Raw genomic sequence first — 407 nt, forward strand, 5'->3', positions numbered from 1 at the left:
GTCCGCCCGGCGCCGCGCTTGCGGCGCCATAGTGGTTTCCCCGCAACACCGCGACATCCCATAACCAGCCCCACCCGACGACACTTTCGAGGAGTTCTCCAATGAAGCGCATCCTGCTCGCCGCCGCCCTGGGCCTGGCTTTCGCCGGCGCCGCCAGCGCCGCCCCGGTGACCTACAAGATCGACCCCAACCACACCGACGTGGTCGCCAGCTGGAGCCACTTCGGCTTCTCCAACCCGATCGCCCACTTCGGCAAGGTCGACGGCTCGATCACCTACGACGCGGCCAAGCCCGCGGCTTCGTCGGTGCAGGTCACCATCCCGCTCGACGGCCTGGATTCGCACGTGCCGGACTTCGACGAGCACCTCAAGAGCGCCGACTTCTTCGACGCCGCCAAGTATCCGAAC

Annotated in this window: 1 protein-coding gene; it reads left to right on the forward strand. The window is 67.3% G+C overall.

Going from position 1 to position 407, the window contains the following annotated elements:
- Nucleotides 1-101 precede the first annotated feature (101 nt).
- Nucleotides 102-407: YceI family protein (locus HKX41_10555; protein ID NNC24571.1), on the forward strand; the 306-nt coding region annotated here is incomplete at its 3' end.

This window comes from Salifodinibacter halophilus (assembly GCA_012999515.1).
Classification (GTDB): Bacteria; Pseudomonadota; Gammaproteobacteria; order Nevskiales; family Salinisphaeraceae; genus Salifodinibacter; species Salifodinibacter halophilus.